This is a genomic window from Rhodococcus sp. 06-462-5 (assembly GCF_002258315.1).
In the GTDB taxonomy this organism is placed as follows: Bacteria; Actinomycetota; Actinomycetes; order Mycobacteriales; family Mycobacteriaceae; genus Rhodococcoides.
In genome coordinates, this window is sequence record NZ_NOYD01000018.1 from 67,104 (window position 1) to 91,017 (window position 23,914).

A 23,914-nucleotide genomic window follows, 5' to 3' on the forward strand; every position below is an offset into this window, starting at 1 on the left:
CGTCTAAAAGTAGGTCGGATGTGTCCGCGGTAAATTGCATTTTCCGCACCGTCTTAGGCGAAACACCAGCTCAGTATAGTTTTGCGCTGCAGACGTGTCGGTGACTTGCGCTAGGCTGCCGATATGGACTTCCGACCAGGCCGAACACCTGCCGTGACCACCGTTGCGGGCAGTGCTGACGCTGACAGGTCGGTCGCGGTCGAGCCGGAGATCCCACCCGCCGTCGCGAAGCGGATCGCGAGTGCCGTGCACTCCTCCCGGTCCGAGGGAACTCGCAAGACCTACGCCGCTGCGTGGAGACGCTTCACCAGCTGGTGCGAGACGAATGGTCACGTGACACTACCGGCGCACCCGATCACCGTCGCCGCCTACCTCGTCGACGCCGCCGACACCCGCACCGAACAAGGGGAGCGGGCCTACGCCGTCGCCACCTTCGGCACCTGGATCGCCGCGATCAACCATCACCACCGCACCACCGGCCACCTGTCCCCGTCGGCGCACGAGTTGGTCACCGCGACACTGTCCGGGATACGACGGGAGTACGCCGCATCGGGGGACCGGCCACGCATGCCGCGAGACCCGTTGCTGGTCGACGACATCAGATTGCTGGTCGCGACCGCGCGGGACCGGTGCTCCGGATGGGCCGACGAAGTCCTCGAACGTCGTGATTCGGCGATTCTGCTGCTCGGGTTCGCCGGCGCATTCCGACGCAGCGAACTATCCGACCTGATGTGTGGAGATGTCGCAGTGCACCGGCACGACGGACTCCACGTCCGGCTACGAAAGTCGAAGACCGACCAAGTGGGCAGGGGAACGGTGAAAGCCCTGCCCTACACCGAGTCCCACGAAACCTGCCCACCGTGTGCTTACGTCCGCTGGGCTGAGGTCGTCGCCGCTTTCGATGTCGGCGGTCGACCGTCGGTCATCCGGCTCTTGCGCAAAAGGGAACCTTTTGACAGACATGTGTGCCGTGGGGGAGTGCCACGCACCGCCGCACGATCGCCGTTGCTCCGGGCCGTTGCGAAGAACGGCAATCTCGGCGCGACGCCGCTATCCGGGGCCGCGATTCACCAGACCATTCGCCGCCGGGCCGAACACGCAGGCTACGACCCCACAGCGCTGGCCAAGCTCGGCGGGCATTCGCTCCGCGCCGGCTTCGTCACTCAAGGCGCCCGCAACGGGGCCGATGGATCCGCCATCGCCCGACAAACCGGTCACGCCAGCCTCGACTCTGTCCAGGTGTATCGCCGAGAGCACGCCCCGTTGGTCGGGAACGCGGTCATCAATATCGGCCTATAGCGCCAGTCAAGCCCGTCGGTGCGGAGCAGTACAGTCCGAGCGTGCCGACCATCGTTAGAAATCAACACACAGTTCCGCGTTTCTACTTGAACAAGTTCGCCAACGCCCAGAAGCAAATCGGAGTGGTCAAGCTACCCGGCCTGATCCGTATGACTCGTTCAACGAAGAGCACCACTGTCGCGCGCGACTTCTACAACGTCGAGCACGACACGCAGCCCGTCGATTTCTTCGAGCGCGAGTTCGGACGAATCGAGGACGCCACTGCGAAGATTTTCCAGAAGATTGAGGTGGACCGAACGTGGCCGCTGAACCACGAGGACCGGAATGTCCTCGCCACCTTCATCGCACTGCAGAATTTGCGCGGACCGAGTCAACGGAACCATCTTGGTCAGTTGTCCACAGCGATGAACCGCCTCTACATCGCCGCAGCCGGACGCGACAACTTTGCCGAGTCGGCCCGAACTCGCGGCATCGACGACCTCACCGAGAACGAGGCGGACGCCCTGTGGCGTCTCGCGACTCAACCGGGGATTGCCCCGACGGACGCGACGGCGCTAGCTCATATGCAGCAATTGACCGAGCTGCTTCCAGCGACAATCAAATACTTCCGCGGGCGGCCATGGACTCTTATCAGATTTCAGACAAAGACTCTATTGACATGCGACACACCGGTTTCCCTCATTCCACACCCGCGCGCCGACCCGAACCTAGGCGTCGGGTTGAAGAATGCATGGGGGATCACATTCCCACTTACGCGACGCATCGGGCTGCTGATGGGAAATCCTGAACCGATGATCGAGGCGGAGGTAGCGGTCGAGCATGTCTGGGCGGGGACGCTCGATGCGGTCCTCTCGCCCTCGACCAGGTGGGCGAGGCTGTTCAACGACGCAACGATCAGCAATGCACGGCACCACGTCCTGCATCATCCAGACGACGCGCATGTCGTCCCCGACGATCTTCCCCAACCGAACGAGGTGGAGGTCGACACCAGCGGGGTCGAAGAACTGATCGGCACCGTGCAGGCCATGGCCCACTTGCGTCGTGCGAGAACACCCGCCTCTACCCGAGACGCAGGAGATGACCGACAACCCGCAAGCTGATATGTCCGGTTCCGACGGCTCGCGGCCCACACTCGGGATACCGGGCTGCGCGTTGGGTTCACGTGCGGCTGCGAGCGGGCACGCCATCGTCCGTGATGACGACAACGGATCCGCTCTTCCGACGATCCATGCGTAAGAACACTTTTGCGCCGCCAGCCTCTACGAATGCGAATATCCTTCTTCTAGTCAAAATTTCAGCATCAACGACTCGAAGTGCGAGGCCCATTCGATCTGTGTCCGCTCTGGTTTTGGATCAACCGGGGTCAGTACCGGGTTGAGTGGTGCCGGGTAGCGACCACTGAGCGATCATGGGTTTGTCTGGGTCGGTCAGCCTCCCCGGGATGCAAGCATTGAAGCACCGATCCCCGCTGGGCTCGAACCGAACCACGAAGCAGTCGCGGTGCCAGATTCCAACGCCTTCAGCAACGTCTTTCGCAAGTTGAACGACGCCTTCGCTTACATCGCCTCCCATCCGCAAGTGCGGGACCCTGCCGGTGGGGCCGGAAACGTTACAAGTCAGTTGCTGACTCTGCACGAGTTGGATGCGGAGTACTCGGCGAGGGTTGACTCGAGTCCCGGCCCTTCGAACGCCAGTAGTTGCAACGTTCCAGTTGGGTGCAGCGGCGATAAGAACCATATTCCTGTTCGGTTCAACTTTCCCGTACGGAGTCGGGCCATGTTTGCGCGTCCATCGGCACGTTGTGGCGTTGGCACCAGTCCTGGACATGGTGCCGGTGGCGGCCGTCGAAGCCGACTGTGCGGACTCGTCCGTCGGGGGCGAGGAGGTCCGGTTCGATGAGGCCGAACATCTGCAGCTGGGCGGCGGCGGCTTGATAGGTGTGCGCAAGCCGATCCTGCATCGTCGTGGTGGTGGACAGGTCGATCGCTTGTACGCGGGGGTTTGGCCTGTGCGCTTGCCGGAGCGCGTGGACGAAAGAGTGCGTGTCTCCGGGCTGAAGTCGAACCGGTTTCGAGAAGGAGTTTGCATCTGTGTCGACATCGACGAGCGAGGTCGTCATGGTGGCCGGTCCCCAAGTTCCGCACCGGTCACCAACCCAGTCGAGAAGGTGTGGGATGCAGGTGGTCAGGGCGTCGATGATCTCGTCGAGAGTAAGGGCCAAATAGTCGGTGGTGGTCTCGTCGCCGACTTTGATTGCTGCGATCCCCGATCCGTCGGCGTAGAGCGCGCGGTATGCCGAGGTGGCTCCAGGTTCAGCGACCTGTTTTTGTGTGCCGAGATGGGTTGCGACAAGTTGGGTGTATTCGACAAATCCTGGACCTGGGAAGGGGTAGTCGAGACTGTGCGCGTGTATTCCGATCATACCGTCGGGGAACGAACGTCTGTTATTCCAGGCGGTGATCTCGCGGCGCGCGGACACGGACAGTGTGTCATCGACGGGTGCGTCGGGGCTCACGCACACCACCGCCCACACACCGTGCCCGCCGCGGTCGCGAAGTGTTCGGCTGGAGGTGTCCCAGAGTGCGTTCGCGCGACGGGTCCGGTCCGCCGCGCTCCGAATTCGGCGTGCGTACATGTCTGCCAGTTCTGCCTCGGTCAGGAAGCGTGTCTGGGCCTCGCCGACCGCGCGCACCGGAAAAACCAAAGCAGGTTTGTCTTTCGTACCGGTCTTGACTGCATGCGGGACCAGTGCGCTGGGTGGCACGACGGCGACGATGTACGAACCACGTTCTGCAGCAGGTATCTCGAACATATCGAACAGAGGTATCGGGGAGGTGCAGGTGCGAATGTCTTTTCGGTACTGCTCGATGTCGCGGGTAATGTCGGGGCGGTCGAGAGGGCTCAACCGACCTGCGACGTCGCTACCTGTAGCAGCGTCCGTGACACCAAAGATGATCAAACCTCCGGTGCCGTTGGCAAGCGCGGCGATGTCTTTAGAACGCTCGTGTTGTTGTGTCCATCCGCCGGCTTGTTTCGCGGTGCGCGGGTGGGAGTCGAATGCCCCGGCCGCTTTGAACTCAACAAGTCCGGACTCGGCAGGGACTGCCTCGACCACGGCGCGAATGGAGGCCTCCGACAGGGACTCGAGTTCCAGCGGGCCGCCGATGATCTGTTCCAGGGACTGTTCACGCCATATCGCCACGCGGATCACCGTAATCGGTCGTAAGACTCACAACGGCTGGTAGGTCGGTCCAGTCGCAAATTGAGGGATCTGCTGCCCGGGAGGCGTCGAGCAGGCGTTCTGAGCGTCTGGATGGTGGCCTATCCAGCCAGGTGGCTCTGGCATCGCAATAATGGAGTCATGGCCACCGGTGATGACGACGACCGTGACATCGCTGGTGCGATCCACGTGTACGTGGAAGAAGTTGCGCGGCAGGGGAGTTTGTTCGATTTCGGCATCGGCCTCATCGAGGCTGCGGTGCGCCCGGACCGTGCAGATCGAAGCAATAAGGATGTAGAGCTGGTGGCAGGTATTACGGTGAGTCTTTCTGCGGCCGCGTTCGCGTCCAAGATGCTTTGGCCGATACCGGGCCTTGACCGTGATCCGTGGCGAGCAGAGAGAGGTCGAGCGCTGCGCGAGAGGTTGAAAGTCGCCGATGATTCTCCGCTCAAGTCAAGGAGCGTCCGGGACTCACTCGAACACTTCGATGAGCGAATAGACCAGTTCGCTCGCGAGCCCTACAACGCCTTCGGCGCGTTTCACTGGATGGTCATGTCCAGCGCTCATGGTTTGGGCGAGTCGAACGCAATGCCGATTCTGCGGTATATCGACCCGACGACGTTGGTCGTCCGCTTGCCGGGTCGGACACCGGTGGACGTTGGTGGCACTTCGGTGGCAGTCGATCTGCGGGTGGTTGGTGAGGAATTCCTGAGAATTCGCGGTGTGGCAGGCGCTCACCATCGGTGATGTCGCCATCTGGCTTTGGTCTCGCAGGGTGAGGGTGGAGACCTTCGACTTCGGGTGCCGTTTCAAAAGAGAAGAAGATCAATCACTGCCACGCCGTCAACAACGTCCCTAGTCAATACAACAAAGTTTGTCGGACCCAGCACCTATCGTTTGTTTCAGGGACGGGAGAAAGAAAAATCATGCATCCACTCAACGACGAGTTCGCCCAAGCAGTCCGCAACGTCAGCATCCACGGCGACAAACGTGACCGCGCGATTGCCGCACACACCGAAGTGCGGAATCTACTCGAAGCCGACCCCGAACTGGGTGGGTGGGGCATCGACACCAGGCTCATCGGCTCCTACGCCCGCCAGACCGCCCGGTACCCGGGCAAGGACGTCGACGTCTTCCTGCGATTCAGGAATCTGTCTGTACGGCACAGCCCGGAGAAGATCTACAACGCCGTCGAACGGGTTCTCGTCGAGGAGTACGGCGTGAAAGGCGAAGACCCGGACGGCCGGATCACTCGACAGTCACGATCACTGAAGATCGACTTCCCCGATCCCGAGGACCATTTCAGCGACGTCTCATTCGCGATCGACGCGGTACCTGCCGTGCCCTGGGGCGACCACTGGGCAATCCCCAACCGCGACCGCGACCAGTGGGACAACGACGAGGGGCGCTGGATCAAGACCAATCCCGTGCAGTTCGCCGATAACACCGACACACTGGCCACCGCGCCAACGAGTCCAACCGTCGGCGCAGTAAATGCCTACAGACCGATCGTGCGATTGCTGCGGCAGGTAAGACACGTCCATCTCGAGGGGCAGCGCCCCGGCGGGCTGTTCGTAGAGATCGCCGCCTACTACGACTGGAAACAAGGACTGGTCACCGGAACATCCTGGGCGGAACTTCTGGCCTCCACCATGGAACACGTCGCCCAACGACTGCTCGACAGCGCCCAGGACGGTTTGCCCGACCCCATTCTCGGCACGCCGCTCAAGCCTGCCCTCGACCCGTGGCAGTGGACATCGGCGGGTCAGACCTTCGAGCGCCTGGCCGGCGAAGCGCGCGAGGCGCTCACCGCAGAGAGATGCCGGGCCGCCAAGCTATGGCGCGATATTTTAGGCACAAACGACCGCGGACAGATACTCCCGTTGCCCGATGGATGTGACGCGGCAGGCTTCCCCATCGGGTCCATCACCGCCGTCGACGCTCTGGGCAGCAACCAACCTCGTGGTTTCGCCCTGAACCGCCTCCACCAGCGCTGAGCTGACTTCCGTTGGACACCTACGACGACGCTGCGTTCGATAGGTTCTGCTCGGACATGGTCAACGCCGGGTTTTCGCCCGGAGGAGACGAGCAGTACCCACGGTGGACGGGGCCGATTCGGGCGAGCCTGCAGCCCCTCACGGACAGCACCCGAATGCACATCCAGTTCTTTCCCGGGTGGCCACTGCGCTACGCACACATATTCGTGCCTGGTCTACGAACCGAACACGATGCACAAGGCATGATCTGCCTGTGGGCCGAAGACGACCCAGCTCAGATAGACGGCCGCGAGCTCGGCAAACTATGGGGTCGTCTCGACCGGTGGGCCACCGGTGCCCGCGACGGGTTTCATGCCGAGGATCGAGCACTCGACGCGCACCGTCTCTACGATGGGCAGAGCACCTACCGAGCCGAATTACCCCTGCACGACTTGATCGTTCGCGGCACCAACGGTTTCATTGCTGCTCTGTCCGCGACCGTACAACGCCAAACATTGCTCATCGAACACCGCATCCATCCAAATACGAACACGGTTGACAAGCCCGTTCTCACCGGCGCGTTCTACCTCCGCAACCACCTCACCCGACCACCGCGCACCCTCGATGACGTTCGGGCGGCACTGACCCGCCGGCAACGCACTAACCTCACCTACGGGCTGGCCAACAGATCACTCTCGCAGTTCCCTGAGCCGAGCGGCGGACACGACTTCATCGTGCTCGCCTGGCCGCGACACGATGACGACTACGACGCCGTCGTGCTCGGCATCACCGGCGACGGTGACACGCTGGGCACGGCGGCGTTGTCGGCCACATCCAACGACACACGGGCGCTGCGGAAACGCGCAGGCCCTGACGCTGAGCTGCTCGGCGGAACGACACTCCTGATAGCCGGTGCTGGATCTGTCGGCGGGCACGTCGCCGTCGCCGTGGCATCTAGCGGTGTGGGCGCGATACACCTACACGACAGCGATCACCTGACCACTGCCAACCTTGTTCGCCACGTCGGTACACCCCATTTCGTGGGTGCCACCAAGACAGAGGCGGTAGCCGCTGCCATCGAGCAACACGCACCCTGGACCGACGTGAGCCAGAACGCCGACCTACCGTACGACCCAGCCGGACTGCTCGCAGCGATCGAAACCGTCGACGTGGTCGTCGACTGCACAGGAATGCTGCCGATGACTGCAGCACTCGCGGAGGTGTGCCGTCGACGCGGGATTCCGCTAATAGCTGGTGCACTCTTCCATCACGGAGTGATGGTCCGCGTGCAGCGACAAGCGGCCGGCGACACCCCGATTGCTGCGCGGCCGAAGGACCCTCGTTACCACGTACTGCCGCACGATCTTTCGTCGTCGGGTATGGCGGGATTTCTAGAACTCGGATGCACCGCACCGGTCAACAATGCCCCTCCCACCGCGGTCCTGACCGCCGCATCCGAAATTTCCAACGCTGTGCTGGATTTGCTGACCGGGTGCCGCCTGCGACCCGACGAACGCATTACGGTGCTCAGCCCGATGCAGCCACCATTCGATCGCCCTGGCGTGTTGGACCCGCGGGACGCACCGTGAACACCAGCATGCATTTGAGGATCACCGAGTCCGCCCGGAATACGATGGTCGACGCAGCGACGCGTGCGCACCCCGTCGAGACCGGAGGCATTCTGATCGGTGTCTATGCCGATGGACACCCTTGGATCGTGACCACCATCGAGATCGCGTCAACCGATCGCGGCCGGTCCCACTACTGGATTCCCGGCGGCGCCACACACACCGCCGTGCTGCGTGCACGAGCGATCGACGACAGGCTGGGATACCTCGGGGACTGGCACAGCCACCCTCGCGACGTGGGCCCGAGTACCACCGACCTGGCGTCGTTAGCGCTGATCTCGATGACGAAACCACGGGCGGCGAACCCCACGCAAATCGTGGTACGCAGAACCGACAACGGCTACACCTTGGACGCACGTCGTATGAGCACCTTCGCACCCCGAATCTGCACCATCGGACTTACAGGCCCACTCCCAAGCGCCAGCGCAGCACCATTCGACCAGACCGCCGTCCTCACCACACCCGACACCGACTCGCCAGGAGCCCATCGTGACTGCTAACGAAATGCCTAGTTCGAGTGGCGTCAGGATCGCCGGCGATCATTACCAGTGGCTTCACGCGTGGCGCGCCTGTATGGAAGCTCTACATCAAGATCTCACAAAGAACACGCACAATCCGATTGTCGCGGTTGGTGTCGAAGCACCCGGCGTCGGCAATGTCGACGATGTCGTCCGGTACCGAGCACAGCCCCCGAACGCCTACACACAAGTCAAGTACGCCGTTGACAACAAAATTGCAGTTGGGCTGTCCTACCTGGACGACGAGGGCATTCTCGGAAAGATGGTCACTGCACACAAGAACTTGACCGCCGACGGCACCGCCGTGGAACTACGCCTGGCCACCAACCGCACCGGCGACCCTACCGACCTATTACTGCAGCAACGCGATGGGCGCGACAAACGCCTTCTGCCACGAGCAGCGGAAGGTGGCTCGAAGAGTGCCATGGGAAAGGCGCGGGCGGCGTGGGCAACTGCAGCCGGCACCAACGAAGCAGCCCTGTTGTCCTTCCTCGACGACTTCTACCTCGACATCGCGTACGACCTGCCTAGCTTGCGTAGCGATGTCGGACTCCTGATGACTGCCAACGGTTTGCGATCCGACGAGAAATCGGTCGATCTGAGTTCCGACTGGGTTGCAAAGCAGGTCATCGCCGGACACCGCAACCTCACCCTCGACGACATCAAGAACGCCGTAACGGTACTGGGTCTGAACGCCGGGTCCCCATGGACGACCGTGTCGATCGCGACGATCAAGCACGACGACGTCGCCGACCAGGCTGCGGTCAGCATCGACTGGGTCGATCGGATCGCGGGGGAGAAGCACTGGAATCGGGTGGCGCCAACTCCGCCTCATACCTGGGCCGAGCTGGCTTCCGACATTGCCACCGTGCCCATGCAGCTCGGCGGCTCCCGGCGCATTCTCGTCGGCGGACACATGCGACAGGCCACCGGATTCATGGTGGGTGCCGTACTACGAAGCGTCCTGGGCTACGAAGTCGGCGTACGACAGAGCGACCAGATCTGGACCAGCGAAGAGACGACCACGCCGTTTCCGCTAGACGTGACGGAAGAATCTGTCGATGCTGGGCCGGATATTGCGGTCATCGTCAACATTTCATACGACGCAGCTAGCCAGGCAACCGAATGGATCCGTCGGACCGAGCTGCCTGTCGCCACCATCGTGACGGCGACCCCGTCGACGGGAACGGGTCCAAAAGTAGTTCCAACACCGGCGGCTGCGAACAGCCTCGCCGTCGAGATCCGCAATGTCGCTCGCCGCTACGCGAGCTCCAGAGCCTTGCACGTTTTCCTCGTAGGCCCACTCGGCCTCGCAGTTCTGATGGGCCACCACTGGAACCGCGTCACGACCACTCACGTATATGAGCACCTCGGAGGGCAGGACTACGTTCACGCATTCACCGCGGACGCGTAGACGCCCTTGACCGTCGGAGGCTCGCGAAGAATGTCAGAAGTGCCTTGTTAGTCGAGTTTCGATACAGACATCACAAATACAACGTCAACAAATCTTGACGGTGCGGTAACTTCCGCACGGCCCCGTGCGGTGCAATCGTTTCAGTGCTTCTACACAGCTGAGCGGGGCCATCTCCCGCGAGAAGGTGACCGAATAGACACTCCAAGGGTCGCGACGCGCCGCTCTTCCGAAGCTTCAAAGCGACGAGATCGCTGTGACTGAAATCGATTCGGCGTGGGGCACTTCTGTGCCAGCATGGCCCGCTTTCGCCCGGCCAGTCCTGAGCGTGCTCAGTGACGCGTCAGCTCTCAAGCCTGCTGCCATGGACAGCGGCGGTCTCACAGCAGCGCAACGCGCGGAGACGTTGCGCTCCGGACAAGGGCGAGCAGACAACAGGATCGGGTCGGCGTTGTCGTCGCCCCGTTTCATCGATCTGATCGCCGTGTGGCATCACCTTTGTGAACCGGGGATGTTTCGACCTTCGATCCCGCCGCGCCACATCTGGTTCCCACGGTCACGGCGACACCCTCCGCGATCCCCGATGGCGACGCAGCGGAGGCACTTCAGCCGGGCCCGTGATGCTGCGGTCGATCAGCTGTCGGCTGCATTCGGTGTGGCAGTTTCCCCGGATGATGCCGAGCAAATTGCGGGCGATCTGCACGCAGTTCAGCGATCGGGGTTCCTCGCGTGAAGAGGTTGTAGCCAACGAAGTGAGGCTGGAGGGCACAGGAGATGCCGTCGCCGGGCCGATTGCCGACATTGCGGTCAAGAATGATTGCCCCCAGCACGGTAGATCAGTAGAAGTAGACGTGAAACTGAAGTCGTGGCTTCACGACTAGCTGCATCACCCGCAGCACGATCTGGGGTGGCTACTCGGCGATGCGACCCCGTAGGACGTATTGAAGCAGAACGATGTCGGCGTGAGCCATCAGTTCCGTCCATCGTTGCTGTTCGACGGGTGCCAGGAGCTGGAGGATGTAGCGGTCCGCGGCGACGGGGTCTGTCCATCGCAGCTCGGTTAGTGCTGCGATGTCCCGAGTCGGAATCTGGAACCTCTGGTAGGGGCCCGAGTCCCAACCCGGTTAGTTCGGGTGCCGCCGCCCGGCATCACATGCGGGGAAGGGCCTACTTGCCGATGCGCGGCGCGCGATGCACCGGAACCAACGCGTAGGAGACCAGCCGACTACGAAGCGGCGCGCTCACACCGGCGCGGTCAGCGCGGCTGATCTTCTGAAACAGGCGGAGCCGGTACTCACTCATGTCCAGTCCGAACTCGACGAGAACATCGTCCGCGCTCGCACCGCCGTAGGGCTCCCATTTCACCGCAAATGCCACCAGTGGGTCGCTCACCTGATCGCTCACCGACTACTCCCGGTAGGTTCGGCTTCTCCCTCGACGAGATCGGCATCGTCGACGAAAACGAGCACACCGGTGTCGAGCGCGACCCCCCATCGATGCGGTCGCGCCCAGTCGCGGCCGAGATCGTCGGCAGCGAGCAATGAATCGGCATAGTCCTCGACGATCGTTCCGGCAAGGACTATGCCGTCAGCTCGAACGACCTGGACGACATCACCAACGGCATTCAACTTGTTTGTGTTACTCCCCGACACAGTCATATCGATATTGAAGCAGTTCATCAAGAACTTCGCTCAGCGAACGAATTGTGCCCGTGGACGGTTATGCGCACCTCGGTGAGAACCTTCCGGTCGACTCAAACCCACTGGGCGCGCCTCCGGTTTCGCATGCCGGCCGACGCCGGCGTCGCGCGAGGACTTCGGCTACGCCGCTACAGCGGTGTCGACCGCTAGATCAGCGACGAGCTCGCGACTTACCGTTATTGGGAGACGGCGGCTGCGAGATCGCAACGCCAGATCAGAGAGAAGCCCCGCAAATTTTGGTGAGCGCGGTTGGGGAATTTGGCTGAGCCGCGTCATGTGACGACGCGGCGCGCAGACGTCACCGAGCGTCACGCATCGCCTCGACACCGGCGTCGGTGCAGAACCCGTCCATCCGTGCTTTCAGGCAGAGGAGTCCGAGCAGGTGGCGGGCGTCATCGACCACTGCCAGACGTCGAATGCGATGTCGAACCATGTGCTGGTGGACGACCGCGATCGGAGCGTGAGCATTGATGGTGCGCCCTTGAACTGTGCCGAAGGTCGAGGCGGGACAGCCTGGATCAGGGGCGCAGTCGAGGTCGCAGCGGCACACCGTGCTGGCGAGCCGATCGCCTCCGACGAGCAGGAGCAGATGGTGTTTCGGGCTCGCAGCGAAGACGGCGCGTGCCCCGGCGACCGTGAGGTCGAGCGGGTGGCACCTAGGGCGACGCAGCATGTGGTCCCGCACAGCGCCGGTGAGATCCAGCGGCGACGCCCATGCGGCTGACTCGACTTTTGTCACTTCGTCGGAACACCCCTGTCGGTGGCCTCCGGACATGCACCACTCCTTCGGAGATCGTGGGCTGCTCCAACCCGCTGGCTGCGTCGGCGGAATGTTCTTTGCGCACACGCGCTGATGTGGTTCGTAGTTGTATCGGGGTTGTCACGCCAGCGGATGTAGATACTATGACATAGTCAATAATAGCGATGTTCTTCGCTGCGCGTGTGTGTGCAGCGGCGAGCCCGTGACGGCTCTACACGGGCGACGAGCCCTGTGTGGGGTCGTACAAACCGAGGCGAGAGTTGTGGTGCCGCTCGAACTGCGCGCATGCACTCTCTGCACAAGCCGAATTCCTAGCAGAGTGCGACCGCTCGGAGATCAACGCACACCGATGACACCGAAAGAGCGCCCATGACTACTCAGCCCGTATCCGAGGACACCACCGCCGACAACACGACGGCCGGCTGGCAGAAGTCCGCTTGCATCCTCTGCGAATGCAATTGCGGACTCGAGGTCCAGACCGACGGCCGAACCCTGCTCAAGATTCGCGGCGACAAGGAACATCCGGGGTCGGCCGGCTACACGTGCGAGAAGCCGCTACGTTTGGACAAGTACCAGAACGGCGCACACCGGATCGACACCCCTTTGCGTCGCACTCCCGACGGGGAGTACGAACCGATCGACTGGGACACCGCACTCGACGAGATCGCCGCCAAGCTCTCAGCCGTCCGTGACACCCACGGTGGCAAGTCGATCTTCTTCTACGGCGGAGGCGGACAAGGCAACCACCTCGGCGGCGCATACGGCCGAGCGTTGTTCCATGCGGTAGGTGCCGAGTACATGTCGAACGCCCTGGCGCAGGAGAAAACCGGCGAGTCGTGGGTCGACCAGCAGCTCTACGGCAATCACACCATCGGCGACTTCGACAACACCGAAGTGGCGATCTTCGTCGGCAAGAACCCCTGGCAGTCGCACGGAGTCGCTCGCGCCCGCCCGGTACTGCGCGAACTCTCTCGTGACCCCGAGCGTGCCTTGATCGTCATCGACCCTCGCGTCAGTGAAACCGCGAACATCGCCGACTACCACCTGCAGATCAAACCCGGCACCGACGCATGGTGCGTCTCGGCCATCGCAGCGACCATCGTGCAGGAAGAGCTGCACGACACCGCCTGGTTGCACACTCACGCCACCGGGGTCGAGCAGGTACTGGCCGCGCTGCGCGAGGTGGACATCACCGAGAACGCCCGGTGCTGCGGAGTGGACGAGGACCTGATTCGCACTGTCGCGCGCCGCATAGCGTCAGCCGACAGCGCGGCCGTCTACGAAGACCTCGGGGTCCAGCAATCGCCGAACAGCACCCTCGTCGCCTACTTGAACAAGATGCTGTGGATACTCACCGGCAATTTCGCCAAATCTGGTGGCATGCACATTCATTCATGGATGTTTCCTCTGGCGGGTCGCTGGCACGCGATTCCCCCGGAACGAGGAATCGGCCGATGGCCGACCCTGCGTCGCCGAGTCGGGAGCATGGCGATGCGCATGGGCGCGACCCCCGCCCGGCGGCTCATGGCCAGGTCCGAGCGTCACGGCGGAAGGCCGCAACGGGTGGCCGAACTGACGGCGAGCGTCGCACTCGACGCATTCTTCGAGGCAGTGGCCGTACCGATCGCGGGCAAGATCGCGCACACAGTGGGCATGAACGAGCGCAACGGAACAACCCCCGCCATGGGTGCCCGAATTCTCAATGGACTGATCCCATGCAATTCGATCGCGGACGAGGTGCTCAACGAGCACCCCGACAGATTGCGGGCGATGTGGATCGATTCGTCGAATCCGGCTCACTCCCTGGCAGATTCGCGCCGCTTCAAGCAGGCGATGCGGGCGCTGGAACTATCGGTGGTCGTCGATGTCGCGATGACCGAGACCGCACGCCAGGCGGACTACGTATTGCCTGCATCGAGCCAGTTCGAGAAATACGAGTCCTCGCTGTTCACATTGCATTTCCCGCACAACACCTTTCAGGTCCGCGGACCCCTTCTGACCCCGATGCCTGGAACACGACCCGAACCGGAGATCTACGCCGCAGTGATCGATCGACTCGGTGTCGTCGAAACCGCGCTGATCGAGGACTTGACGGCGGCCGCGAGGGTGGGCAGGGAGGCATTCGCGCTGGCGTTCTTCGCGACCATCCACGCGCGATCCGACCTCACCGGACTCGTGCCGTATCTGCTCTATCGCACCCTCGGCACCACCCTCCCCGACGGTGACCAGGCAATGGGTCTGATCTGGGGGTTCGCTCATCTGTGCGCGATCTCCCAGCCCGACGCGGTAGCGCGGGCAGGATTCACCGGTCGCGGCTTCGCGCAAGGTGAGCAGCTGTTCACTGCTCTGCACACCCGACGCGAAGGTGTCATGTTCACAGACGACCGATACGAGGACGCCTGGAAATACATTCAGCACGCGGACGGCAGGATTCACGCAGCTATCCCCGACCTGCTCGACGAACTGGCGACGATCACAGCAGTCGAACCGTCGTACACGACCGAAGAGTTCCCGTTCATTCTGTCCGCGGGCGAACGCCGGTCGTTCACCGCAAATGTGATCATCCGCAACCCCGAGTGGCGGCGCCGGGACCGCGAGGGCGCGCTGCGGATCAGCGAGGTCGATGCTCGCGAACTCGAGATCACGACGGGCGAGACCGTTCGAATCGTCACCGCCAGTGGTTCGGCCCTCGCACCCGTGGAGATCAGCGCGATGATGCAGGCCGGTCATATCTCTCTGCCGAACGGTATGGGAGTCAGCTATCCGAGCGAAGGCGGTGACACCGTCGTCGGTGTCGCACTCAACATGCTGACCTCCACCGTCAGGCGGGACAAGTTCTTCGGCAGCCCGTGGCACAAGAACACCCCGGCGCGCATCGAGAGGCTGACCGCACAGCCGGCCGTGTCGTAGGTCTCTACACCGGAATCTCGTGTCAAGTCAAGCTTTTTCGGATCACGGCGACCAGTGCAGGGACGGATTCATGGGCATACGTTCGTGGCGGCACGCCATCGAGATGGCGACTGTATCGAAGCGTCCCTGAACGGGCCGGTCGCGCGGTCGATCACCATGCTCACTCCGCGTGGCCGGCGCATCGGGGACACTCACGTACAGCGACTCACGTACAGCGACTCACGATGCGGAGGGAGGCAGCCCTGTCACGAACGGGGTGTCATCGGCGACGTTGCCGAACTTCGCAGCACCGCCCGGGGATCCGAGTGCGTCGAAGAAGTCGACGTTGGTCTGGGTGTACTCCGACCATTCGCGGGGGACATCGTCTTCGAAGAAGATCGCCTCGACAGGGCACACAGGTTCACACGCCCCGCAGTCGACGCACTCGTCGGGGTGGATGTACAACATCCGGGTTCCCTCGTAGATGCAGTCCACCGGGCATTCCTCGATGCACCCCTTGTCTTTGATATCGACGCACGGCTCAGCGATGACGTACGTCATGGGCGGTTTCTCCTGGGAGATCGAAGCAACGACAGAGCAGAAGCGCCATGCCACACAATTATGGTAGGCAACATAACATATAACATTGGTACGCAACAGCATCCGCAGATTGCCAGTCCGAAAGAGATCGAGAGGGAACCGCTCGTGAGAACCCGGGGCAACACCAGGCAGAAAATGCTCTACAGCGCGGTAGAACTCCTAAGGGAACGGGGCGCTGCCGGACTGACTGTCGACGCAATTCTCGAGCGCAGCGGGGCACCGAGAGGTTCTGTCTACCACCACTTCCCCGGTGGTCGTGCAGAGATCGTGTCCGAAGCCCTCACGCTCGCCGGAGACGCTATCAGCACCATGATAGAGCGGTCCGCCACCCTGGGCGCGATGGATGGAGTGCGCAACTTCGCAGCGTTCTGGACCCAGATCTTGGTCGAGTCCGATTTCGAGGCTGGATGCCCGGTCGTATCGTTGGCCGTCGGGGGCGCACCCGACGACAAAGAATTCCAGCCGGCAATCACAGGCATCTTCGCGCGTTGGCACCGTGCCCTCACTACCGCCATGGTCAACGATGGAATCGACGAGGCACGGTCCATCAGGCTGTCCACCATGGTGATCGCCGCAGTGGAGGGAGCGGTGATCCTGTGCCGTACACACAGATCCGCAGCACCCATCGACGAGGTGATCGCCGAACTGGAAGTGTTGATCACGACTGCGGCACCCACGTCCGCGCAGGGTGAGTAAGGATGCGGTGATCCCCAAGACCACGGCATCGATGCCGACGCTCGACAGCACACCTCGGTGCGACCCCTGACAAGGGAAAGGCCGCTGGGATGATCGACAGCGCACCGACGATCCCCGTTTGCCTACCCGAACTGAACGACGCCTCGCTCGAAAGAGCATGAACCGCGATGGGCGGCGACTACTTGTTTCACAGACGGCGAACGGTCGCCGTGGTCGTCACCACACCGTCGGCGAGGAACCACACGGTGAATCCGTTGTCATTCGCTACCCAGCGGGTATCGAGGGACGCTCGATATCTGACGGGCTTCAAGTACTCGATGACGGCGCGGTGGGGATGCGCGGTGATCGCGGGATGCTGGCGTAATGCCCTCTCGATCGGGGGCCAGTAGGCGACGTTGTTCATGTGCTCGAAGAAGTCGAAATCTGTGGCGCGCAGGGCGAAAGGTCGGGATTCGGTGAACTCGCTGTCGTGCGCAGGCGCGGGCGGGTTGACCGGACGCCACCTCAATCTGGTCTCGGTGATGCCGGTGCTCCACGCATCGAGCGTCGCGTCCGATATCCGCGCCGGCAGACCGCGGCGAGTGACGTTGATGCAGAAGCTCTCGGTTTCGACGAGACCGGGTTGCCGGTAGCCGGGGTTGAACGGTGAAGCGGTCGGGATGCCGGTCAGACGTTGACGCATACTCACCCAGCGGCTCGACGTCGCGGCGCACCACCGTTCGACCTTCACCTCGCCCGGCCAGGTCAGAGGCCGGATCACATCGATCACATTGCGACGAACAATCCAGAAGGGATCCTCGTCGAGGAACCCCGATTCGTGAATCATGTCCAGCGCAACGTCTTGCAGCAGTCGTGCGATCGCGTCGAGTCGCACCTGACCCTGGGGATCGGCGTCACCGACACCCATGCGGTACTGCTTGACGAACGAACGCGCGGTGTCCGGGCGATCGAGCTGCTCGAAAGACTGGCTCATCGCCCGGCGAAATCAGCGTCGCGTCGCTCGATGAAGGACCGAAGCCCCTCGGCGGCGTCGGACGTGGCGAGCAGTGCGGCGATCGTCGCTCGTAGTGCGCCAGGGTCGGGAAGTGACTGCGACGTTGCTGCGTAGGCGGCCTCGAGAGTTGCGCGCACACCCAGTGGCGCTGCTTTGTTCGCGATCTCGTAGGCGATCGAACCCGCGAGGTCTCGCCCCGCCGCGAAGTCGGTCGCAAGGTCCTGCACGAGCCCGATGCGCAGAGCTTCGTCAGCGCCGAACTCCGCACCGGTGAGCATCCACCTCATCGCGTTGCCCCACCCCGCTTGCTGTGGGAATCTCGACGTCGCCCCACCGAACGGGAAGATCCCGCGCCGCACTTCGTATTGGGTGAACCGAGAGTTCGCTGCCGCAATCCGTATATCGGCAGCGAGAAGCAGTTCGATACCCAACGTCATCACCCAGCCATGAGCGAGAGCGACCAGAGGGGTCGTCCATGGCCCGTCGAGTCGCCACGGGTCTCTGCTTCCAGCGGGGATCGTCAGAGAGTTCGTCGCCAGATCGCCGGCGACATCGGACAGATCCAGGCCTGCGGTGAAGTGGTCTCCGTGTGCGTAGAGGACCCCGCATCGGATATCGGGATCGTTTTCGAGGACACCGTATGCTTCCGCGAGCTCACCGAGCATCGCCCGGTCGAAGGCATTGCGCTTGGCGGGCCGGTTCAAGCCGATCCACAGGATATGACCGTCGCGTTCCATCGATACCGTTTCGGACATGCGCCGACCTCCTGAGTTCAGTAATGAGACTGACGGGAACCTATCGGGAGGATGAGCGTTGTGGCAAGTCGGTCTGTAAATCAGACTGATACAGTCAGCGGGGTGAAGCGTGATTCTTTCGATCGGTGGCCCTGCTCGATCGCCCGGTCCGTCGGCCTCGTCGGAGACGGGTGGGTCCTGCTGATACTCCGCGAGCTGTTCTACGGGGAATCGCGATTCGATGCGCTCGTGGGCACGCTCGGTATCGCCCGGGCCACATTGACCGACCGCCTGCAGACCCTGACGGAGGGCGGGATCGTGTCGCGCACTCCCTATCAAATGCAACCAGTGCGTCACGAATACCTCCTTACAGAAAAAGGACGCGATCTGTTCGGTGTCATCGCCGCGCTGAACGCCTGGGGAGACAAATGGATGAGCGGCTCGGACGGCGTACCGGTCGTCTTGCAGCACCAAGCGTGCGGGCACACACTCGATGCAGCCGTGATCTGCCGCGCCTGCGGCGCGGATGTCCGTCATAACGAGGTCACCGCACGAACCGGCCCCGGATACCCCGAACGAATGTTGGGCTCGCTCGCAGTCACCGACAGATTCCCGGATGCGATTGGAGACGCTGCTCGCCGAGACGGACCCGATTCCTAGTCGGATGCATTACGGACCAACCCATGCCGGCTGCTTCACGCAGGTTTCACTGATCGATCCGCGGAGATTCTGTGCCCACTTCTTCAGTAACCACGACTTGGTGGCCTCCCAGGATCGGGTCGTAGGAGTGCTTTTGGAAAGAATCGAAGATGCCGGTCCACGGACACAGAGGTCCTGGACTCCGGTTGTTCCTGCCTTCTCGTCGAGGCCAGCAGAGGTGATCAGTACTTCTTGCGGGAATGCGGCAAAGCCGTCTAGAATATCTGTGCCGCGACAGTATTCGACGAACGCGATGCCCACCTTGCGGACGATGCTCAGGCTCCGAACAGCAGGAACAACCCACCGAACGTGTAGAGCACCATCACGACCATCATCGCGAGCTGCCCGGTGGCCGCGTGCCCTTTCGGTAGCGTGCGCAGCGACGCGTCATGGGCGAGGGTGATGCCCACCAGGTGCCCCGCCACCACCGCCAGAACGGCAATACCGGCGACGACCGACGGGTGATTCGACAGGACGTAGGAGACCGACGCATCCCGCAGCCCCAGCACATTCGCACCGTTACCCAGCGGATCTGACAGCGAAATGATCGTCTGCTGCCCCTTCTCGACGAAGTACGTGAGGTAGTGAGCCGTCAGGTAACCCACCACGATCGGGATCAGGGAATGGGCGAGCAGCCCTGGAAGCGCGGAACGACGACTACGCGACACCCCTCCGACGGCGCGGGCCGCACACCAGAACGCCGCTCCGACAACGCAGATGACGGCAATCAACCCGAGAGTTCTCGTCGGCACCGATCCGAGAGCGGAGCCGTCGACCAGCGAACGCCACGCCGGTATCTGCCCGATGCTGTCGAAAGCGGTGGACCCGAGCAGAACGGCGAGCACTGCCACCGTGCCCCGCTGCACCGGCAGGCTCACCGCACCGTCGAGCGGTGACCGCAGCGCCAGAAGGCCGGACGCGGCATCTCGGGTGAGTGGAGACAATCGAGATACCGTGTCGCTGTACACCTCGAAAGGATCTGCACGAGAGAACCATTCGTCACCGAAGACCGCCGCACCCACCGCCATCACCAGGACGTACACCGCGCACCACAGACGAACGGCCGATACCGAGCCCGAGTCGGGTGAGGCCAGTTCGAGCCAGACGAATGCGAAGAGTCCTACAACGGCTGGTACGCAGCCCCATTCGCGTCGGTAGGCGACTATCGCCGCCGACGTCGGACGACGCAGCAGTCCGCACACGACGCGGTGTAGTGCCCGCATCGGAGACACGATTCGCCAGAACGGCCCGAACGCCAGCGACGCCGGAACGATGCCTACCCACACCAGAACGTAGAAGGTGCCGAGCAACGCGTTGCCGGAATCCTGTGGCCCCCAGACCGATGCTGCGGCGACAGTGACCGCCAGTAGCACCGACAACGCCCCGACGAGTCCCCGGACGATCGCCGAATCTGCGACGACCGTCGTCCGCGGCAACGGCACGACGACACGCGTGGGGTCGAGCCTGGGGCGACGCCACGCGAACAACAGCAGCACGAACGACGCCGCCAGCGCCCACGCCCCTCCGATCAGGGCGTAGGTGACAGGAATCGGCAGATCGGTCGACCCGCCGAGGCCGTGGGCGAGAATCACGGACGAACGACGAGCGTGGCGACGGTGCGATCGCTGTGGTGCAGTTCGACATCCACCTGTCCGGGCACATCGACGGTGAACGTGAACAGCTGATCTTTGCCCGGCTCGATCTCGAAGGTGTGCTCGGGAACTGAATGCACGTGCAGTTCGTCCGTGATATCACTGTCGATCGAGATCGAAACCGATTGCCCCACAGAGGCGTCGAGGCGTTGATTGGTCGGCTCGACCGTGCCGCCGACGATCGACAGATTCATCCGCAGGCTATCGGGTTCCGCGGACACCGCCGCGGTGGAGTCGGTGCTCGGCACCGGTTCTGCCGTGCTGGGCGAGGTACCGCCGGACGACGATCCGCAGCCGGCCACCAGCGCCACCGTTGCACATCCGATGATCGCTGCCCGCAGTGGCGACAGTCCCATGTCAGTGCTCTCCTTCTTGGTCGAGTTTCTCTGCCCGCTCGGCCCGGCGGTCTTTCCTGACGACGTACAACACTGCGGCCACGATGATCAACGCAGGCGCGACCGCCGGAATGGCCAGCACCACAGAGTGATCCGCGAGATAGACGACGTCGGATGTAGCCGTCATACGGAGCTCGAGTCCAGCGTCCTGCGTGACACCGATGCTCCCGGGGTCGCGGTACTGATGCGCACTGCGCCCCACGACAGAGCCCAGATCATTGCCAGAGTGCAGACGAGCACGACCAGTGATGCGGCACCGAACAGCCACGCCGGGTGGTCGAAGCTCCGCTCACGTTGCAGCAGCGCAGTCTCGCTCTGCAACTGCCGTGTGAACTGGGCGTCGGCCGAGACCTCCGGCGCGCCGATGCCGGGATCGGCCGCCATGAAGATCGGCGTGCCGGTCAGGGTTCGACCGTCCTGGATGCGTAGGAACGTCTTCCAGGTTCCGTGCGCCGGAACCGGACGGGTCGACTGATACATGCCGGGCCCGGTCCGTTCGAGGCGATCGACGACCAGACCACGCAGAGTGTCGCCGGCTCCCTGCCATGCCAGGATCGCCACCCACTCGGGGTCGTCGGATACCAGGTCGGCTGGATCGAGTCGGACCGTTGCCGTCACCATCCGGCCACCGTCCTGCGGCGCGGCATCGGCGAGAGTGACTGTCGCCGTTGCGTTTTCCGGTACGTCGATCATCAGACCGTTGGCTGTCGCGCCGCCGAGGACGAGTACCAACGCGACGACGATCGTGCGCCGGACGGCAGGTGCCGGCAGTCCGTCTCCACTGAGCAGTTGCGCGAACAGCCCTGCCGTCAGCCCGCACATGACGCCGACGGGTACTGCCATCGCGAGCGCCTCGACCCACATCGACGTCGGCCACGGGTAGACGAAGACCGCGTCGATCCACAACGATTCGAGCCACAAGCCCACAGTTGCCGCAGTCAACCCCGCGAGCATTCCGAATCGAAGTCGGTGCACCACGAGCGGAGTGAGACCGACGAGTTCGACCACCACCGCGATCCCGAGGAACAGTGCGAACACGTTGTGCGGTTCACCCAGAACCGGGCCGACGACGAACGCTGTCAGCTCGCGAATGACGGCGGCGAATGCGACGACGAACAGAGTCGCGCCCCGTCCCACCACCAGTCGCGCTGCGACGAGCGCGAACGCTCCGGCACCGACGATGAGCATCGGTTGGAACACCAACCGGAACTGCTCGACTCCGAAGTCGAATTCGATCTGAAACACCGACAACCCGATGAGGAGACCGCCGAACGTGCTGGCTTTGAGAACCCACGACAACGCCGAGCGTCTGGGACCCCGCTCAGTGTCATCCACCTCGTCGCGGGACGTCTGCCGTGCGGCGGCCATGGCCAGTCTGCCTTCGTGATCGAGCAGTAGGACTCCGATGAGCGACAGTCCGGCACCGCCGATCAACATCAAATGGGTCGGTCCCCACAGTGTCACGTCCTGGCCGAAGATTCGGTGCCAGATATCGTCCAAGGGAAAGCCGATGAGCGCATACAGACCACTGCCCGCGATCAGCAGACCACCCGTGGGCGCATACCAGGTGCGGGTGATCTTGACGGCCGCGCGACCGGGCTTCTCGTCGAGCGGGAGAATGATCGCAAGCGCACCCGCGATGAACAGGAAGAACAAGCCGACCAGGATGAAGTAGTGGGCCGGGTTGGCCAGTGGTCCCTCGTCGCGCCCTCGTCCGATGTGCAGGCTGACGTCCCAGATGAACCCGAAGAATGCGGTCAGGATCGTCGAGACGAACAGGACCAGGGGCAACGCAGCCCAGCCGGGCAAGTTCAGCTTCGACCCCGCGTAGTCCGCCAGCCTCGCCAACCACGTGATGCGTCGAGTGCGGTGCATGAACGCCAGATACAGCAGAAACAACGACACGACGGCCGCGGCTGCCGTCATACCGAAGACCTGGTCCAGAGCCGCGCCACCGCTCTGCGACTTAGAAAACACGTTACTCGCCGTAACACCTATGTTGGACATGCGCTGAGTATGGCCCTACATCGACAATATGAACACCCTTGGCTCGAATTTGTTCGGCGATGTCGTGGCCGGCAATCAGATTGGCCTACATCGGTCGAGCCGGAGATCCTGCCCGCCCTGTACTTCCGTGTTGCGTTTTTGCAACCACCTGCATTATCCGAACTCGGGGCGTTATCCGATGCCCGTGTTAGTCAGTGGCCGGACGTCGAGATGTCTTGACGGTGCGGTAACTGCACTTCTGGGACGAGCATCCGATCTTGGCATTACGTCATGTGTGGCCGGCGCCGAGTGTTCGCCGGTCCTTGCGGATCGAGTTTCATCGGGGGGGGGGCAGTGCTCATCGTCCGGCAACGACCCGCTGACTGGATTAGAACCGACAGATTTGTTCGGAAAGTGAACGGAAAGCTGGTGACTTAGTGCCGGTACCTCGACGGTGCGCGATTTCGTGCACTGTGCGGTGAATCGCACTCGTCAACCGCGCGGCCAACGTCAGTTGTGAGAAGCGGCCGACTCGACGGCCGTTCCCATTCGGTGATCAGAGGCAGGGTTTGGTTCAGTTCGTTGATCAGCTCGTGCCAGTGGAGGTATTGCTCCATCGCCGACGAATCGCCGGCCACGGCAGTGCTGGTTGATCTGATGGCAACGATCGACGCCGTGGGCAGTGAATCGACAGTAGCGACCAAGAACGGGCCGGGACAGTGGGCGAGCCACGTTCTGTCGGCAGGGGCGTTCACAT

General features: G+C 62.8%; 21 protein-coding genes. 10 read left to right on the top strand and 11 right to left on the bottom strand.

The window, feature by feature from the left end:
* Positions 1–123: 123 nt before the first annotated feature.
* Positions 124–1,299: a tyrosine-type recombinase/integrase gene (locus CH251_RS12410; RefSeq protein ID WP_032392315.1), complete on the top strand. Its 1,176-nt coding sequence runs from the start codon at positions 124–126 to the stop codon at positions 1,297–1,299.
* A gap of 41 nt (positions 1,300–1,340) precedes the next feature.
* Positions 1,341–2,399, top strand: coding sequence for a DUF4238 domain-containing protein (locus CH251_RS12415; protein ID WP_179273452.1), 1,059 nt, complete (start codon positions 1,341–1,343; stop codon positions 2,397–2,399).
* Between the two features lie 650 nt (positions 2,400–3,049).
* Here the strand turns inward: CH251_RS12415 and CH251_RS12420 are convergent.
* The gene (locus tag CH251_RS12420) at positions 3,050–4,501 is read right to left on the bottom strand and encodes a helix-turn-helix domain-containing protein (RefSeq protein WP_179273453.1); all 1,452 of its coding nucleotides are present in this window, start codon (positions 4,499–4,501) and stop codon (positions 3,050–3,052) included.
* A gap of 159 nt (positions 4,502–4,660) precedes the next feature.
* Between CH251_RS12420 and CH251_RS12425 the strand changes: the two genes are divergently transcribed.
* From CH251_RS12425 to CH251_RS12445, 5 genes are all read left to right on the top strand, one after another.
* Positions 4,661–5,266, top strand: coding sequence for a hypothetical protein (locus tag CH251_RS12425; RefSeq protein WP_094613493.1), 606 nt, complete (start codon positions 4,661–4,663; stop codon positions 5,264–5,266).
* A 179-nt stretch (positions 5,267–5,445) separates the two neighbouring features.
* Positions 5,446–6,516, top strand: coding sequence for a nucleotidyltransferase (locus CH251_RS12430; protein WP_032392318.1), 1,071 nt, complete (start codon positions 5,446–5,448; stop codon positions 6,514–6,516).
* A gap of 11 nt (positions 6,517–6,527) precedes the next feature.
* Positions 6,528–8,084 (top strand): ThiF family adenylyltransferase, encoded by a 1,557-nt coding sequence (locus CH251_RS12435; RefSeq protein WP_094613494.1) that lies wholly within the window; start codon positions 6,528–6,530, stop codon positions 8,082–8,084.
* On the top strand, positions 8,081–8,623 hold the full coding sequence (locus tag CH251_RS12440; RefSeq protein WP_143537840.1) for a Mov34/MPN/PAD-1 family protein: 543 nt from the start codon (positions 8,081–8,083) through the stop codon (positions 8,621–8,623). The genes CH251_RS12435 and CH251_RS12440 overlap by 4 nt, the downstream gene beginning before the upstream one ends.
* 280 nt (positions 8,624–8,903) lie before the next feature.
* A complete protein-coding gene (locus tag CH251_RS12445) occupies positions 8,904–10,055 on the top strand; it encodes an SAVED domain-containing protein (protein ID WP_256979026.1) in 1,152 nt (383 codons plus the stop codon).
* 1,164 nt (positions 10,056–11,219) lie between these two features.
* On the opposite strand, the gene CH251_RS12455 is transcribed toward CH251_RS12445, so the two are convergent.
* From CH251_RS12455 to CH251_RS12465, 3 genes are all read right to left on the bottom strand, one after another.
* Positions 11,220–11,456, bottom strand: coding sequence for a hypothetical protein (locus CH251_RS12455; protein WP_032391365.1), 237 nt, complete (start codon positions 11,454–11,456; stop codon positions 11,220–11,222).
* Positions 11,453–11,680, bottom strand: a complete 228-nt coding sequence (locus CH251_RS12460; RefSeq protein ID WP_230598185.1) for a hypothetical protein — start codon at positions 11,678–11,680, stop codon at positions 11,453–11,455. Before CH251_RS12460 ends, CH251_RS12455 begins: the two co-directional genes overlap by 4 nt.
* Before the next feature lie 370 nt (positions 11,681–12,050).
* The gene (locus tag CH251_RS12465) at positions 12,051–12,491 is read right to left on the bottom strand and encodes a CBS domain-containing protein (protein ID WP_094613497.1); all 441 of its coding nucleotides are present in this window, start codon (positions 12,489–12,491) and stop codon (positions 12,051–12,053) included.
* A gap of 390 nt (positions 12,492–12,881) precedes the next feature.
* On the opposite strand from CH251_RS12465, the gene CH251_RS12470 reads away from it, so the two are divergent.
* The gene (locus tag CH251_RS12470) at positions 12,882–15,422 is read left to right on the top strand and encodes a molybdopterin-dependent oxidoreductase (protein ID WP_094613498.1); all 2,541 of its coding nucleotides are present in this window, start codon (positions 12,882–12,884) and stop codon (positions 15,420–15,422) included.
* Positions 15,423–15,641: 219 nt separating this feature from the next.
* On the opposite strand, the gene fdxA is transcribed toward CH251_RS12470, so the two are convergent.
* Complete coding sequence (fdxA, locus tag CH251_RS12475; protein ID WP_032391755.1) at positions 15,642–15,962, bottom strand: ferredoxin; 321 nt, start codon at positions 15,960–15,962, stop codon at positions 15,642–15,644.
* Between the two features lie 144 nt (positions 15,963–16,106).
* On the opposite strand from fdxA, the gene CH251_RS12480 reads away from it, so the two are divergent.
* On the top strand, positions 16,107–16,697 hold the full coding sequence (locus CH251_RS12480) for a TetR/AcrR family transcriptional regulator (RefSeq protein WP_230598250.1): 591 nt from the start codon (positions 16,107–16,109) through the stop codon (positions 16,695–16,697).
* Positions 16,698–16,884: 187 nt separating this feature from the next.
* On the opposite strand, the gene CH251_RS12485 is transcribed toward CH251_RS12480, so the two are convergent.
* A complete protein-coding gene (locus CH251_RS12485; protein WP_032391757.1) occupies positions 16,885–17,670 on the bottom strand; it encodes an acyl-ACP thioesterase domain-containing protein in 786 nt (261 codons plus the stop codon).
* Entirely contained in the window at positions 17,667–18,446 is a 780-nt protein-coding gene (locus tag CH251_RS12490) for a crotonase/enoyl-CoA hydratase family protein (RefSeq protein WP_052053409.1), read from the bottom strand. The genes CH251_RS12485 and CH251_RS12490 overlap by 4 nt, the downstream gene beginning before the upstream one ends.
* Positions 18,447–18,548: 102 nt before the next feature.
* Here CH251_RS12490 and CH251_RS12495 point away from each other — a divergent pair, with 102 nt between their 5' ends.
* Positions 18,549–19,085: a helix-turn-helix domain-containing protein gene (locus tag CH251_RS12495; RefSeq protein ID WP_032391905.1), complete on the top strand. Its 537-nt coding sequence runs from the start codon at positions 18,549–18,551 to the stop codon at positions 19,083–19,085.
* Between the two features lie 314 nt (positions 19,086–19,399).
* Here CH251_RS12495 and CH251_RS12500 read toward each other — a convergent pair whose 3' ends face one another.
* Genes CH251_RS12500 through CH251_RS12510 form a run of 4 tightly spaced genes read right to left on the bottom strand, consistent with a single transcriptional unit; the run spans position 19,400 to position 23,178 of the window.
* Positions 19,400–20,716, bottom strand: a complete 1,317-nt coding sequence (locus CH251_RS12500; protein ID WP_032391759.1) for a hypothetical protein — start codon at positions 20,714–20,716, stop codon at positions 19,400–19,402.
* A complete protein-coding gene (locus CH251_RS12505) occupies positions 20,713–21,132 on the bottom strand; it encodes a hypothetical protein (protein ID WP_032391760.1) in 420 nt (139 codons plus the stop codon). Before CH251_RS12505 ends, CH251_RS12500 begins: the two co-directional genes overlap by 4 nt.
* Before the next feature lies 1 nt (position 21,133).
* Positions 21,134–21,298 (bottom strand): hypothetical protein, encoded by a 165-nt coding sequence (locus CH251_RS27490; RefSeq protein ID WP_179273454.1) that lies wholly within the window; start codon positions 21,296–21,298, stop codon positions 21,134–21,136.
* Positions 21,295–23,178 carry a hypothetical protein gene (locus CH251_RS12510; RefSeq protein ID WP_094613499.1) on the bottom strand — a complete coding sequence of 628 codons (1,884 nt, stop codon included), beginning with the start codon at positions 23,176–23,178 and terminating at the stop codon, positions 21,295–21,297. The genes CH251_RS27490 and CH251_RS12510 overlap by 4 nt, the downstream gene beginning before the upstream one ends.
* Positions 23,179–23,914: the final 736 nt, after the last annotated feature.